Consider the following 13,325-nt stretch of genomic DNA (forward strand, 5'->3'; position numbering starts at 1 on the left):
CAACCAACTGAGCCGCTTCACGTTTGAACTCTGCACTAAAATTTCTTTTTTTCATTGGAGCACCTGTATTGTTCTGAGGTGAGCATATCACCTCTGTTAAGGTGGCCAAACTCAGTGTGCCACTTCAGGGCAGATAGTCGATGCCTTTCTACCCCGTCTTACTGCAGACTAAACGAAAAAGGAACGAGGTTGGAATGATGTACAAAGTAGAACAGATTGGCTCTTTGCTCCGGCCTGAATGGTTGAAAGAGGCGCGCATCCGCTTCGACGCGGGCGAAATCTCAGCGGCGGAGTTCAAGAGTATCGAGGATCGTGCCGTGCGTGAGGCCGTCGCAGTTCAGGAAGCTGCCGGTATGGATGTCGTTACCGACGGCGAGCAGCGTCGGTCGATGTTCTTCTCTTGGTTTTTTGATGCGCTATCAGGATTTGATCTTACTGCATCGTCCAATTTTCCGGGCCTGGAATGGCGTGGCCTGAAGGGGGCGGCGCAGAGCACCAATGCGAAAACGCCCGTTGTGCCGGTAGTTACCCGTAAACTCGCGCGCAAGAAGGCCGTATCGGTTGAAGAGTTCACCTTTCTTCGTGCTATCACTGACCGGCCCAAGAAGATCACGCTGCCCTCGCCACTTCTCGCATGGTCGTTCTGGTCCTCGTCTCATTCAGCGGCGGCCTATCCCGATATATTCGATCTTTTTCATGACGTGGCCAGGCTGCTCCGGGAAGAAATCGAAGAGTTACGTGCTCTCGGTTGTGAATATGTGCAGATCGACGCGCCGGAACTGGCGATCCTCATCGATCCATCATTAAGGGAAGGGGTGAAGGCGCAGACGGGCATTGATACTGAGCGCTTACTCAAAGAAGGTATTGCCTGCATCAACGAGGTCGTCGACGATCTGGAAGGGATAAAAACCTGTTTGCACATCTGCCGTGGCAACAATGCAGGGCAGTTCTATGCCGAAGGCGGTTATGAGAGTATCGCCGAGGCGCTGTTCAAAGGTGCGCGTAGTTTCGATCTTTATTCTCTGGAATACGACGATCCTCGTTCGGGAAACTTTGAACCCCTGGCGTTGGTTCCCAAGGGCAAAGGGGTTATCCTTGGGTTAATCTCTACCAAGCGGCCAGATATTGAAGCAAAAGACCTGCTTAAGGCACGAATTGACGAGGCGACCCGTTTTATACCGCTCGAACGCATCGGCATTTCTCCTCAGTGCGGCTTTGCTTCTACCTGGGAAGGCAATCCGTTGACCACTGCAGATCAGGCCAAAAAGCTACAGCTGGTACGTGAGGTGGCGGAAGAGGTGCTGCAGGCACCTTCAAGTGAGTCTTCCCCAGACTGACATATGGCAGAGGGCTAAATGGGGAGAGCATTCCTGTGCATACGGGTAATCTCTTCCCTGCGCTTTTGCAGCCTATAGAATGTCAGCATTTCAATAGGCTTTTTGCGTTTGTAGCTCAACAGGCTTGGCGAGATAGCGTGCTACAAGGAATCGCGGCATTTTATGACTTCCGTTATTCTCGCCTTCAATGTGTTAGAAGCTTTATCTGCTTAGATAGGCTTCTTTAAACTCAGACCACACCGTGCCGCAACTGGTATAGTCTCAAAAATTACAGGTATAATCCCCTCAATTATTCAACTGGTTTAGAAACGAAGATGACAAAACTCACCTTACAAGAACAACTGCTAAAAGCTGGATTAGTATCCAGCAAAAAAGTGGCCAAGGTCCAAAGAACGGCTAAAAAATCACGGGTTCAGGCTCGTGAGGCAAGAGCCGCGGTGGAAGAAAATAAAAAGGCACAACTTGAGCGTGATAAACAGCTAAGCGAACAACAAAAACAAGCTGCTTTATCTAAAGAGTATAAAGCTCAGGTGAAGCAACTCATTGAAATGAACAAAATCGACATTTCAAAAGGTGATATTGGTTTTAACTTCACAGATAATAATTTAATCAAAAAAATAGTGGTGGATAAAACTACGCAGGCCCAGCTGATTAGTGGGCGTCTCGCTATTGCTCGTTTGCTTGTTGATAACAGTGGCAAGAGTGAATACGCTATTATCCCCGCGAGTGTAGCCGATAAAATTGCACAGCGAGATGCGAGCAGTATTGTATTGAATAGTGCGCTTAGTCAGGAAGAACAAGATGAAGACGATCCGTATGCCGATTTTAAAGTGCCCGATGATTTAATGTGGTGATTAACCTTTTGCAGATACTGATGTATGAAAAGCCCTTTAGGGCTTTTCATTAATATTTTATTTTCAGTAAGTTCACGGAAAAACGCGGCGTTATTCTGGATAGTTGCCAACACCTTTGCGACTGGCCTGGTTTTTGGCTTCCCATGGGGAATAATGAAAAAAACTAAAAGTAGTTCCCTCTTATTTTGATTACCTCATTTTTTCTGGCTGGATGCTCGAGTTCAGGCGACAGATTAAAAGCAGACGAAACAACAACGGTTAGTAAGATCGGTGAAGACATATGCTTTCAGGTTCCAGATGTCGGGAACTACCCGCTTTCTCTGATCGCAATAAACCCCCAGAGGAACGCCGCCGCAAAAGTTGTCAGTAACGGACTCACCTGATCTGGCTGTAGAAAATGGCAAGTTGTGTATCCGCCCGGTTTTTATCAATTCCCCGATAAAGGGCAGTTCATTGTACAATTCATACTCGAAGCTCCTGGTGATCGGCAGGCACAAAGAAGCATTGTAACGGGGATTGCGTTATCAGGCGGATATGTTGAAAGCATACCACTCACCGATAGCGAAATAACGCGCTAAGTTGAATCGTGAAGGATGCCTCTCAAAGAGGTGTTCTTTTGTCGTCACTAAACAAACACAGTAGGCTGGCGCCAACAGGCTTCAACGCCTCTGCGGCAGATGCTACAGAGGCGTTGAATAGGCAGGAAACCAGTAAATTTCCCTGCTGCCCCGGTGACCGGGACAGCAGGCCTTTCATTTTTGTGGAAGCACTATTATTCCGCTTCGATGGACGACAGCAGCGCATTCTGAATAATGCGCTGCGCCTGCATGGCGTCTTGGCGCGATTGCGCTTCCTGCAACGCCGCGATATCCAGTTTATCCAGCGCGCGGTAAATATGCTTGAGGAAACGGATGGACAGTCGCGCAGCCTCAACGTTATTTTCGCGGAACGGGAACTGATCCAACTGCCACACGCCATCCCAGTAGTTGATCTTCAGCACATAGAAGAACTCAAAGATCTCCGTCATATGCACCGTGCCAACCACCAGATCGTCATCCCAGCTACGCAGGTTATCATTCACATCCATACCAAACAGGCGGCCGCGATCGATAATCAACTGTGCGGAATCCGCCGGCGATTCACCGCCAAACAGCGCATGGCCGAAATCTAACAGTATGCCAACGTTATCCAGGCCGATATCGTCAATGCCTAACAGCGTGCGCGCGGCCGAATCCCAAGTCATTTTTACCCGTGGTTCACGCGGTTTATACTCAATGGCGAATTTAACATCGGGGTTGGCCGCCGCCAGTTCGCGCATACCGTCCACCGCTAGCTTCCACAGTTGTTTGTGATCCACCTGGAACGGATAGTCCCAACCATCCTGGCCCGGCCACACCTTCACATAGCTGGCGCCCAGTTCACGCACCACATCGGCTGCCTCATTCATCAGTTTCATCGCCTCGGCGCGCGCCACCGGGTCGGGGTTGGTAAAGGCGCCGCGTGACCATTTGCGCAGATAGATCTCCGGCGTGATGCCGATGGCCTTCAGCCCAGCGTCATTCAACGCCTCCTTCACCTGGCTTAAGGTCACCCCCGGTGAGAAGGGATAAGGAATATCAACATAGGACAGATCGCCGACCTTTTTGGCCTCCTGGATCTGTTCCAAGGTGCTCAGCGCCGGGCCATAACCATCCACCGCATAGCGATCGATATAGTTAGCGAAATGCCACAAACCGGCGCCAAATTTTGGGTAATTGTAATGAGTCATTTTGATCTTTCTCCAGGCTTAACAAGGTAAGAGGGTACATGCAGCCTTGGCGGCAAGAGGGAAAGCGCGTTATACCGGCATGCCCTCCGGCATGCCCTCCGGCGGGGCCGGCTGCATTCAGTTGAATAATGTGGCGGCGGGCTGTTCGCGCTTTGCTCTGCAGTTGTTCTTTCGACAGATTGAACGGGTTCATCACGCCACCTGGATTTTTATTTAAATGCGAAACGGATAGAAAATTACGCGGCTGCCGGGCTATCAGCCCGCTCGGCTAGCGCCACCTTCCTCAATCAGCGCCTTCTGCGCGACGACCGCGGCTTTTTGCTGCATGCGGTTCTGCATTTGGTCGATGATCACCGCAATGATGATCACAATGCCCTTGATCACCATCTGCCAAAATTCGCTGACGCCCATCATGATCAGCCCGTCCGCCAGGAAGCCGATAACGAACGCCCCGATCAGCGTGCCGACAATCGTGCCGCGCCCGCCCGCCAGTGAAGTGCCGCCCAGTACCACCGCCGCAATGGCGTTCATCTCAAACGAGGTGCCGTTGGCCGGGTGGCTGGCGACTAACTGGGAAGAAACCACGATCCCGGCGATCGCCGCGCAGAAGCCAGAGAGCGCATACACCATGATCTTCACACGTTTTACTCGCACCCCAGAGAGTTCGGCGGCGCGTTCGTTATCACCGATGGCGTATACCTGGCGGCCAAACGGCAGGCGACGGGCAATGTAGGCAATGACCAACGCCAGTACGATCATCATCCAAATAGCGTACGGCAGGCCGAGGAAATAACCGGCGCCAATCTGCTCAAAGCCGGTGTTGCCGAGCTGCGGATTGCCCTGCAGGCCGGGGAAGGTTTCGCCGCCTGATGTCAGCATCGCCGCACCGCGCAGGATGTACATGGTGCCGAGGGTGCAGATGAACGGCGCTACGTTATAGCGGGTAATGATCCAGCCGTTGGCGGCGCCGATCAGCCCACCCAGCAATAGCACTAGCGGCACAATCACCCAAACGCTGGGGAAGATGGCGATGCCAAACATCGGCAGCACAATGCCTTTGGTGATCAGCCAACCCGCGACCATGCCGCACAGCCCGAGCGTGGCGCCGATGGAAAGATCGATGCCGGCGGTGATAATCACAAAGGTGATGCCGAGGGCAAGGAAGGCATTGATGGCGATATGTTTAATCATGATGACCATGCTGCCCACCGCGAGAAAATCCGGCACCGTAATGGCAAAGAACCCGACGATCAGGAACAGCGCGATAAAGGTACGCATTTTTAACAGCAGCAGGATCAGGCTCTCGCGCGAGTTAAAGGCTTTTGCCGTGGGTGCGGCCAGCGTGGCCGTCGTGGTATTTTTCATGTCAGAACCCCTGAGCACTTGCTTTCACCAGCGCCGATTCTTCCGCCGCTGCACGTGGAATATCGGCGGTCAGTTTGCCGCCGGACATCACCAGAATGCGGTCAGAGACCGCCATAATCTCTTTCAGATCCGAAGTGGAAAACAAAATGGCAATGCCTTGTTGCGACAGCTTCACCATCATGCGGAACACATCCGCCTTGGCCCCGACGTCAATGCCGCGGCTGGGTTCATCCAGCAGCAGCAGGCGTGGGTTGGTTAGCAGTGAGCGGCCAATCACCACCTTCTGCTGGTTGCCGCCGCTCAGGGCGTTAATGGTCACCTCCGGTGAGGAAATTTTGATCGACAGATTGCTGACGGTATCATTCACCACCGCTTTCTCCTGGCTGCGCGAGATGGCGAAACGATACTCCAGCCGTTGCCACAGGCTGCCGATGGTCAGGTTGCTGGCCACCGACGACACCGGAAAGATACCGGTACGTTTGCGGTCTTCCGGCACCAGGCTCATACCCATGCGGATGCGGTCGGCGGTATCCAGCCGCAGTGGCACCGGTTTGCTGTCGAGCCACAGTTTGCCGAGATAGCTGCGCTGGGTACCGAGCAGGCACTCGAACAGTTCGGTGCGCCCGGCGCCCATCAGGCCGTAAATGCCGACGATCTCACCGGCTCGCACGTTAAACGACACGTTATCCACCACTGCGTTGCCGGCGGGGCCAACGCAGGTGATGTTTTCTGCCTCCAGCACCGGCACGCCGAATTCACGCCCCGGCTCCAGGAAGCTGGTGACCGGCTCGCTGCCGAGCATTTGGCGCACGATCCATGGCACATCGATCTCGCTAACCTGTGCTTCCACCTGGAAACGGCCGTCACGTAGAATGGTGATCACATCGCCAATCGCCATCAGCTCTTCCAGCCGGTGGGAGATATAGATAATCGATACCCCCTGGCGCGTGAGTTCGCGGATCACCCGGAACAGGATCTCAACTTCGGTTTTGCTCAGGGCGGAGGTGGGCTCGTCGAGGATCAGAATATCGGTGTTTTCCGCCAGCGCTTTGGCAATTTCCACCAGTTGCTGCTGGCCGACTTTCAGGTTCGCCACCAGCTCGCGCGGTGAAATATCCTGATCGAGGCGCTGCATCAGCTCGGCGGTGCGCGCTTCCTGGGTTTTTTCATCTATCGGTTTTAGGCCGCTTTGCAACTCGCGCCCGAGGAAAATATTTTCCGCCACCGACAGATTCTCAAACAGGTTCAGCTCTTGGTGCACCATGCCGATGCCCAGCTTGGCTGCCGCACGGGTGCTGGGCAGCCTGACCAACTGGCCGTTAAGCCAGATCTCGCCGCTGGTCGGCTGTTGCACCCCGGCGAGGATTTTCATCAGCGTTGATTTTCCGGCGCCGTTTTCACCGATGATGACGTTGACCTTGCCGCGCCAGACGTTGTAGTCCACCTTGTCCAGCGCCAGGGTACCGGGGAATAGCATCGAAACCCCTTTGGTGCGCAGAATGATTGGATCGGTTTGGCTCATTACGGTTGCTCCTGCGTCACACTGACGGCGACCACGTCCTGCACTTTGTTAGGCTGCATCGTGACCGCCAGCAACAGTTGCACCGGTTTGCCCACCCAGCTTTCGTCCATCGGCGGCAATTGTTGCACCGCGTGGCGGTTAAGCGCTTTGGTCAGTTGGGCAAATTGCACCTGGTTGGTGAACTCTTCAAACTTAAAGCCGGCGGCATCGCGGATCGCATTGCTGCGCACCACGGGCCCGATGGCCACCGGCACCGTTTCACCGTTAATGGTGACAGTCAGGATCCGTTCCCGCTCGTCGGCGGCGCCGACTGCGGCCACGGTTCCGCCGGCGCGGACAAACACACTGTCGCTGCTGCCGGTTTTCACGGTGCTGCTGCGGGTTTTCATGTCGGCCCAGCTCATCGCATGCTGTTCGGCGCTGGCCAGCACTTTGCTGTTCCAGGTGGCTTCCGCCACCTGTTGCGCCGTCTGGTTGCGATAACCATGCTGCACATTGGGATCTTGCGGAATGATCGGCTGGCCGTTGGCGTCCAGATCAACCACTTTGCAGGCGCTTAATAGTAAAGCGGCTGCGGCCAACAGAGCGCCGTGTGCAAGTTTCATCACCATCATCGGCTCCCTGTTTACTGTGCCAGGTTGAAGGTTTTCAGTTTGCTGGCGTTACTGTCATCAATCAGCACGCAGTCCATCAGCTGCTTTTCTTCCTTCTGCGCTTTGCCGTGCGTCAGATAGTAGTCTGCCTGTTCAACCGCCATCTGCGCCTGCGCCCAGCCAGGCTGCAACACGGTGGCTTTGATATTGCCCTTGTTGATGATGGAGTCACGCACGTAGTCGCTGCCGTCAAACCCTACGACCACCACATCTTTTTTCCCTGCGGCCTTCAGTGCGGCTTCGGCACCCAGTGCCATGGTGTCGTTACCGGAGATCACGCCGACGATATTCGGGTGTTTCTGCAGGATGGTTTCCATACGGCTGAAGGCTTCAGTCTGGCTCCAGTTAGCGCTTTGCTGGGCCACCATTTTCATCTCCGGGTAATCGTCGAGCACGTCGTGATAGCCCTGGGAGCGCACGCCGGTGTTGGTATCGGATTCTTTACCCAACAGCTCTACGTACTCGCCTTTGCCGCCCAGCAGTTTGGCGAACTTCTCCCCCCCCAACTGCGCGCCCTGATAGTTGTTGGAGACGATCTGCGCCACGGCCACGCCGGTTTTATTTATTTCACGGTCGATAAGGAAGGTGGGGATACCGGCATCTTTGGCCTTCTGTACTGGCCCGACGGTGGCATCAGCCCCGGCGTTATCCAGTATGATGGCTTTAGCTTTACGGCCGATGGCGGTTTCAATCAGTTGATTTTGTTTGCTGACATCATCATCGTGAGAGGCCGTCAACGTGCTATAGCCGAGCGCTTTAGCCTTCTGCGCCGCGCCGTCGGCTTCGGCTTTGAAGAACGGGTTATCGTGGGACGGGGTGATGATAACGATCAGCCCTTTTTCTGCTGCCAGCGCCCCGGTAGCGAGCGCTATAGTGGAAAACAGTAGACAAGTAAGCAGGGTACGTTTCATTTATTATCTCCATTATGAATAAATATTCAATGATGATTTATTATTCTGTAAATATCGTGCATACGCTGTGGCTTGTCCAAAAAAACTGTGCGGAAAGGAGAATAGGATCACAACTTTTGTCTCTGTTTTGCTCGCGCTGAACGTAGGGCGGCATTGATGGCGTGTAGGCCAAGCGGCAGAAAACATACGCCGGTTAGGCCCACAAACCAGGCTGCAAGCGCGGTTTGGCCGAGCTTCGGGCAAAAAGGAGCCTGGCATATATTGATGCCGATGAGGATTCAGACAGTGCGGAAGAGGGCTGGTGGTTACAACGGTGAGTGTTGCAGCGATCGCCAGGCCGACAGAGCGTCGTATGGTGGGGCGCATGAGCGTTAGCCTTTCAGGATGCGCCGGCTGCCGGGCAATTGCGCCGCCCATTTTTAGCGGCTTGTTTGTAGGTGCGTGTTGAGCGGATGAATACGGCAGGAACAGGTTGAAAGCAGGCTGTTACCTTGGCGAAGTTTTTTTAAGACCAAATTGTTTTCGCATGGCATCAACGAAACTTTTTATTTTCACCGTTGGCCGCAGCCCTGCGGGTAATAATATATGCATCGGGCGGCTTGGCCCTTCATAGTGTGGCAAAACTTGCACCAGGCGGCCTTGTTGAATTTCACCGTTCAGTACGTCTTCCGGCCCCAAGGTGATGCCATTGCCTGCTATAGCCGCGTGGAGAAGGGCTTTCCAGTCATTTGAACGGAACCTTCCCGTTGGTTTTATTTCTTCCGTCTTGCCGTTTCTGCTGAAAACCCAGCGGCAAGGCATAGAGGGCGACCAAATACCATAAACCAGGCAAGAATGGTGAATAAGATCGGATGGTGTTTCTGGCACTCCCGCTTTTGCCAGATAACCCGGTGATGCGCAGGTGATAAGCCGATAAGGGCGCAGGGGCCAGGCGATCATTGAACTGTCGGCAAGCTCCCCTATCCTGATAATGACTTCGAATCCTTCTTCAATCGGATCGACGATACGGTCGCTTAATGTGAGTTCAATTTCGGTATCTGGATATTCGGCGAGATAACCATCAATAAAACGGGGTAAGGAATATGAACCAAAGGTCAGCGGCGCGTTGACTTTGATGATACCAGAAGGGGATGTTTTCATTTCCAGTGCTACGGCATCCGCCGTTTCAGCTTCTGCCAACACGATCTTGCATCTTTCATAGTAGTTACGCCCGATGTCGGTCAGGCTCTGGCGGCGCGTGGTGCGATTCAATAATCTGGCGCCCAGCCGGGCTTCGAGCCACGCAACGTTTTTCGCCACCATCTGCGGGGATATTTTTAACGTATTGGCTGCTGCGGCAAAGGAGCCCAGTTCGGCAGCTTTTACGAAAACTCCCATGCTGGTTAGCTTGTCCACAATTAACCCCATTTTGTTGTTTATGTCGGTTAAATAATGCACTTTATCATTAATGAGTAATGAAATAAGTTCTTTTTTCATTCGTGAAGAAAGAGGGCGGAGTGATGAAGATCGGTATCATAGGTGCAGGTTTTGTCGGGCGGGCAGTGGCGAAACTGGCTATTAAAGTGGGGCATACGGTTATGCTCAGTAATTCCCGCGGCCCACAAACGCTGTTTAGCCTTCGGCCAATGATCGGCTGTGAGATAGGCACGGCCAGTGATGCGGCGAGGTACGGCGATATTGTTATCATCGCAGTGCCTCTTACCGCTATCAGGCAGCTTCCACAGGGCGTGCTTAGCGGAAAACCGGTCATTGATGCGGTTAATTATTATCCTGAACGGGATGGGCAGGTTGAAGCACTTGATGATGGGCAGACAACAACCAGTGAACTTCTGGCTGACCAACTGCCGCAGGTGAAAGTAACAAAAGCATTTAATGCCATCCCCATGACGCAACTGGAAAGTGATGGGCTGCCTGCGGGAGATCCCGCCAGGCGCGCGCTGCCTGTCGCCGGCGACGATCCCGCTGGGAAACAAATCGTTGCTGATCTTTATGATGCCTTTGGCTTTGACTGCGTGGATGTTGGCCCGCTGTCTGAAGGATGGCGTTTCGAAAGAGGTATGCCGACCTATTGTGTGCGTATGACAAAGGGCGAACTGATACAGGCGTTAAATCAGGTTTCCCGCCGTTGAATGAATATTATTAAGCCGGGCTTGCCGTTTATGGCCCGCTTTCCTTCAGCTATTGGTGGCTCATACGGCAACCTGTATCACGTTCAGATATTCTTCAAGCTGCCGTAGCGCGGGGGCAGGGGCTTTGTTATCGGTCACCAGATGATCCAGTGCGCTCCATTCACTGAATTTAAACAGGCCGGCAATAGCAAATTTGCTGCTGTCGCTGACCACCACGCTGACTCTGGCACAGTCAACCATGGCTTTTTTCAGTTCTGCTTCTTCATAGGATGCGGTGCAGGGGCCTGTGGTGCCGGAGAATCCGTCTGTTCCCAGAAAGGCAAGGTCTGCCCGTATGCTGTTGATCTCACTGACACCCCAACCGCCCACCGCACCCATGCTGGTGCTTCTTAATTTGCCGCCCAGCAGATAGACCTCATTGCTGCTGGAAGCCAAAATCTGTGCGCTGTTTAATGAATTGGTGAAGATCTTCAGGTTCTTCTTCAGTGCAAGCAGCCTGGCAAGGCTATATACGGTGCTGCCCGTATCCAGCACGATCACGCCGCCTGCGGGCACAAGCGCCAGCGCCGCCTGGGTCAGCTTATTTTTTATTTTTTGGTTTTCATTATTTTTCTTATCGAAAGGCTGCTCTATTTCCAGAAAATGGCTGGTGGGCACCGCCCGCCCATGATTTTTTTTGACGATCCCTTGCTTCTCAAGTTCGATCAAATCTTTGCGGATGGTTTCCGTCGAGACGCTAAAGCGCTCGGCCAGAGTGCCCACGCGGACACTCCCTTCGGTGAGCAGCACTTCGGCCAGATAATGGCGCCTTTGCTGGGCAGAACTTAACGACATGCCGATATTCCTTATATCAATGGAATGCGTGATGAAACCGATAATTCAAGCGGGCCGGGTTTGGTTTTTCATCCACGATGCTAATCAACCATAGCGTTCCGCCGCCGCCTGTCGCCAGGCAAATCACGTGCGTCCACCACGAATCTGTGATCCTGCCTGCATTTTTTATTTTGGGATTTGCTGGATTAAATCGCAATCAGTATGTTGTGAATTTGCGATTTATTGCCATAAATGTGTGGCTTTAAAACCCAATATCACAAAAATAAGTCGCCTGCGTAGAGATATCATTGGGGGTAACCTTGGCCGCTAGTGAATGCGTTGCGGTTTTGCCGTGCGTTGCCTGTGGCGAATCCGTTACAGATGTTTATCGCGTGTAGTGATACCGAACGAAACACGGTGAGAGGGTGCGAGGGGGACGAAATGGCGCGGATTGCAGTCGATATGGATGAAGTCATCGCAGACTTCAATGTGAAAATGGTGGCGGCTTTTAATCATCGCTTCAGTGAAACATTAACGCTGGAGCAGCTGAAAGGGCAGACGATTCAGCAACTACGGCCCGATCTGTGTGAAGAAATTAACCAGATGATTGGGGAGCCTGATTTCTTCGCCGATTTGCCTGTCATGCAAGGCAGCCAGGAAACGCTGCGGCGCATGGTACTGAAACATGATGTGTTCATTACCACGGCGGCGATGGAATTTCCGCTGTCATTTAATGCTAAATTCCGCTGGCTCAACGAGCACTTTCCTTTTATTAATCCCTTGCATATTGTTTTCTGTGGTTACAAGGGCATCTTACAAGCGGATTATCTGATAGACGATAACGCCCGGCATTTTGCGGGCTTTAGCGGGAAAGGCATTTTATTCAGTGCCCCGCACAATATCGCTGTAACAGGGTTCCCGCGTGTGGCGAACTGGAAGGCGGTTGCTGAGCTGTTTTTATAATTACCACGCAATGCGATAACCGCTTTTTTACCGCGGTAAAACAGAATTATTGTTTAGCATAGTGGTGCAGGCACTGGATAATCATCTGATGTAAGGGCTTATGCTGATCGGCCTGGCGCGTTGCGACGATCAGTTGGCGGCAAAAGGTGAGATCGCCCAGCGGCACTATTCGCACGTGGTTTTCGCGTTCGTGCCATAGCCCTGCCTGCGGCACCAAGGCTACGCCCAAATTGTTTTCCACCATCTTGACGATGGCGTCAATTTCGTCAATTTCCAGCACCTGATTTGGCTCCAGCCGTTGTTCGCGTAAAAAACGCGTGACTAACCGCCCACCGAAAGATGTGCGGTCATAACGGATGAACGGCTTTTCCCGGATGATTGCCAACGGGTTATCGCCCGCCAGATCGGGCGGTGTAATCAGCACAAAAGGCTCCTGCTTGAGCGTTTCGTAATACAGATCTTTGCTTAACGCAAAGGAAGGCTTTAGGGCAATCGCCAAATCAATATGCCCGGCATCCACTTGCGTTAATAAATCAAATGAAACGCCGGGTAGCAGCTTCATTTCCAGCGCGGGCGCCTGCCGATGCAGTTGCACCAGCATCTTCGGCAGCAGGCCGGTCTGTACGGTGGCAATCGCGCCAATCTTAATGGCGCCGCGATAGCGATCCAGATCTTCCGGCTGCGACATGCGGGCAAAAATAGCCAGAATCTCTTCCGCCATGGGTAACGCCCGGTTGCCGGCGGTATTCAACTGCGCGGTGCGCCCTGAACGATCAAAGAGCTGCATACCCAGCGCGTCTTCCAGCGAGCGAATCTGGGCGCTGACCGCGGATTGCGTCAGGCCGATATGTTGCCCAGCCGCGGCAAAAGTACCGAATTGCGTTACGGCGACAAAGGTTTTTAGCTCTCGTATCATGGCGGCCCCATTCATTAATAAAAATGTTCATTTGCAGGGGAAGGTTCTATTTTTGATAAAAAATAGTAATCACGAGCGGTAAATATTACAAGCC

General features: G+C 53.0%; 13 protein-coding genes. 5 read left to right on the forward strand and 8 right to left on the reverse strand.

Features of this window, described 5'->3' with window-relative positions; genetic code table 11:
- The first annotated feature begins 194 nt into the window (after window positions 1-194).
- The 3 genes from AC559G_RS19100 (at window position 195) to AC559G_RS19110 (ending at window position 2,574) form a co-directional block, all read left to right on the forward strand.
- Window positions 195-1,337: a cobalamin-independent methionine synthase II family protein gene (locus AC559G_RS19100; RefSeq protein ID WP_498913936.1), complete on the forward strand. Its 1,143-nt coding sequence runs from the start codon at window positions 195-197 to the stop codon at window positions 1,335-1,337.
- 314 nt (window positions 1,338-1,651) lie between these two features.
- Window positions 1,652-2,191 (forward strand): DUF2058 domain-containing protein, encoded by a 540-nt coding sequence (locus AC559G_RS19105; protein ID WP_498913938.1) that lies wholly within the window; start codon window positions 1,652-1,654, stop codon window positions 2,189-2,191.
- A gap of 185 nt (window positions 2,192-2,376) precedes the next feature.
- Entirely contained in the window at window positions 2,377-2,574 is a 198-nt protein-coding gene (locus tag AC559G_RS19110; RefSeq protein WP_498913939.1) for a putative T6SS immunity periplasmic lipoprotein, read from the forward strand.
- A gap of 389 nt (window positions 2,575-2,963) precedes the next feature.
- Here AC559G_RS19110 and AC559G_RS19115 read toward each other — a convergent pair whose 3' ends face one another.
- The 6 genes from AC559G_RS19115 to AC559G_RS19140 form a co-directional block, all read right to left on the reverse strand.
- Window positions 2,964-3,959 (reverse strand): sugar phosphate isomerase/epimerase family protein, encoded by a 996-nt coding sequence (locus AC559G_RS19115; RefSeq protein WP_498913940.1) that lies wholly within the window; start codon window positions 3,957-3,959, stop codon window positions 2,964-2,966.
- A gap of 255 nt (window positions 3,960-4,214) precedes the next feature.
- The gene (locus AC559G_RS19120; protein WP_498913942.1) at window positions 4,215-5,324 is read right to left on the reverse strand and encodes an ABC transporter permease; all 1,110 of its coding nucleotides are present in this window, start codon (window positions 5,322-5,324) and stop codon (window positions 4,215-4,217) included.
- 1 nt (window position 5,325) lies between these two features.
- Window positions 5,326-6,846: a sugar ABC transporter ATP-binding protein gene (locus AC559G_RS19125; RefSeq protein WP_498913944.1), complete on the reverse strand. Its 1,521-nt coding sequence runs from the start codon at window positions 6,844-6,846 to the stop codon at window positions 5,326-5,328.
- Complete coding sequence (locus AC559G_RS19130) at window positions 6,846-7,451, reverse strand: DUF2291 family protein (protein WP_498913945.1); 606 nt, start codon at window positions 7,449-7,451, stop codon at window positions 6,846-6,848. Before AC559G_RS19130 ends, AC559G_RS19125 begins: the two co-directional genes overlap by 1 nt.
- A gap of 20 nt (window positions 7,452-7,471) precedes the next feature.
- Complete coding sequence (locus AC559G_RS19135) at window positions 7,472-8,410, reverse strand: D-ribose ABC transporter substrate-binding protein (protein WP_438598894.1); 939 nt, start codon at window positions 8,408-8,410, stop codon at window positions 7,472-7,474.
- 486 nt (window positions 8,411-8,896) lie between these two features.
- On the reverse strand, window positions 8,897-9,805 hold the full coding sequence (locus tag AC559G_RS19140; protein WP_498914048.1) for a LysR family transcriptional regulator: 909 nt from the start codon (window positions 9,803-9,805) through the stop codon (window positions 8,897-8,899).
- 104 nt (window positions 9,806-9,909) lie between these two features.
- Here AC559G_RS19140 and AC559G_RS19145 point away from each other — a divergent pair, with 104 nt between their 5' ends.
- Window positions 9,910-10,539, forward strand: a complete 630-nt coding sequence (locus AC559G_RS19145; protein WP_498914050.1) for an NADPH-dependent F420 reductase — start codon at window positions 9,910-9,912, stop codon at window positions 10,537-10,539.
- Between the two features lie 60 nt (window positions 10,540-10,599).
- Here the strand turns inward: AC559G_RS19145 and AC559G_RS19150 are convergent, their stop codons facing one another.
- Entirely contained in the window at window positions 10,600-11,373 is a 774-nt protein-coding gene (locus tag AC559G_RS19150) for a DeoR/GlpR family DNA-binding transcription regulator (RefSeq protein ID WP_498913947.1), read from the reverse strand.
- A gap of 420 nt (window positions 11,374-11,793) precedes the next feature.
- On the opposite strand from AC559G_RS19150, the gene AC559G_RS19155 reads away from it, so the two are divergent.
- The gene (locus AC559G_RS19155) at window positions 11,794-12,315 is read left to right on the forward strand and encodes a 5' nucleotidase, NT5C type (protein WP_498913949.1); all 522 of its coding nucleotides are present in this window, start codon (window positions 11,794-11,796) and stop codon (window positions 12,313-12,315) included.
- A 46-nt stretch (window positions 12,316-12,361) separates the two neighbouring features.
- Here AC559G_RS19155 and AC559G_RS19160 read toward each other — a convergent pair whose 3' ends face one another.
- Window positions 12,362-13,231 carry a LysR family transcriptional regulator gene (locus tag AC559G_RS19160; protein ID WP_498913951.1) on the reverse strand — a complete coding sequence of 290 codons (870 nt, stop codon included), beginning with the start codon at window positions 13,229-13,231 and terminating at the stop codon, window positions 12,362-12,364.
- Between the last annotated feature and the right edge of the window lie 94 nt (window positions 13,232-13,325).

Source organism: Gibbsiella greigii, assembly GCF_039540155.1.
Taxonomy (GTDB): Bacteria; Pseudomonadota; Gammaproteobacteria; order Enterobacterales; family Enterobacteriaceae; genus Gibbsiella; species Gibbsiella quercinecans.